Genomic DNA, 1485 nt, shown 5'->3' with positions numbered 1-1485 from the left:
TCACTTTTTGTTTTCTATTCTTATTATGAGTTTAAATCCACGTTTTGACAACTAGGAGGTCATTTCATATTATCTGTGATGTCTGTTTCTCTATTTCATGAAAGGCTGATTATCATGGCTAAATCAAATAAGAATTTACATCTTACTCTTTCAGAAAGAGAAATAATTCAGAGAGGAATAGAAAATGGTTCTACCAAGACTTCTATCGCTGCAACTCTTGGAAAGGATAAATCAACTATAGGCAAAGAAATCAAGGCACATAGAAAACATTCACATATTTGCAGCTTTGATCCTGCGTGCGCCAACAAGGACAGATGCAAGCATCACCATGTATGCAAGAACTGTGCTGACTTAGTAGTTTTTAAATGTAAGCGAAGAGACAGATCTCCTGGCGCCTGCAATGGCTGTCCTAAATACCAGCACTGCAGATTTGATAAGTTCACATATTCTGCAGATATCGCCAATAAGGAATATATGGCTGACCTCATTAACTCAAGAGAAGGAATAAATATGACATATAGCGAGCTTAAGGCTTTAGCTGATATCATTGTCCCTCTTATCAAGAAAGGTCAATCACCATATCAGATCATTACTTCTCATCCTGAATTGAATATTTCTGAAAAGACATTATACAACTACATAGAATCTGGCGTATTTAGACAGTTCGGTCTGCTTGATATTGATCTAAGAGTCAAGACAAGAAGAATATCAAAGAAGGATTCTGTCAAATATAAAAAAAGAGAAGACAGAAAGTTCCTGATAGGCCACACCTATGATGATTTCATCTCATATACTGACGATAATGACAACGTTAGTATCGTCGAGATGGATACCGTCTACAATGGACAAAGCGGTCCGTTCATGCAGACTTTTAAGTTCCTGTCTTACTCTTCCATGTTTATTATATACCATGAAGAGAAGACTGCAAAGGTTATGGTTAAAGGTGTAGACCTTCTTGAATCGATATTAGGAAAAGAACTGTTCCTGAAAGAAGTAGAAGTAATCAAGACGGATAGAGGTTCTGAATTTTCGGATGCAGAAGGACTGGAAAAAGATAATGATGGCAGCATGCGAACTCATGTCTTTTACTGTGATCCTATGGCATCACGCCAGAAAGGAAGTCTTGAAAACTACCACAAGGAGATACGTTACATATGCCCTAAAGGGACAAATCTCCAAGCGCTTGGTCTAGATTCACAGGAGAAGGCTAATCTCATAGTATCCCACATCAATTCCCAGCCAAAGGAGAACCTAAAAGGAAAATCACCGCTGGAGATGATGGAGTTCCTAAGTGCAGATTTATATAAAAAATTCATAGAATTTGGAATCAAAAAAATAGAAAATGATGAGATAATTTTAAAACCATATTTACTAAAATAACATAACTAAAATCATTCGGAGAATGTATGAAAGTAAGCGCCAAATAATATAGTGGATAGAAATAGACCTCATCATGTTAGATAATTAAAGTGTTTTTAGATACTA

Annotated in this window: 1 protein-coding gene; it reads left to right on the top strand. The window is 36.2% G+C overall.

The annotated features are described in order from the left end of the window. The first annotated feature begins 114 nt into the window (after nucleotides 1-114). A complete protein-coding gene (locus EAI80_RS13090) occupies nucleotides 115-1380 on the top strand; it encodes a helix-turn-helix domain-containing protein (protein ID WP_238634636.1) in 1266 nt (421 codons plus the stop codon). The last annotated feature ends 105 nt before the right edge of the window (nucleotides 1381-1485 follow it).

Origin of the sequence: Catenibacterium sp. co_0103 (assembly GCF_004168205.1) — a bacterium.
GTDB classification, from domain to species: Bacteria; Bacillota_I; Bacilli_A; order Erysipelotrichales; family Coprobacillaceae; genus Catenibacterium; species Catenibacterium mitsuoka_A.
This window is presented reverse-complemented; position numbering and strand designations above follow the sequence as displayed.

Coding starts and splice junctions, on each gene's coding strand:
- EAI80_RS13090 (WP_238634636.1), top strand. CDS start 115: ATGGCTAAATCAAATAAGAATTTACATCTTACTCTTTCAGAAAGAGAA.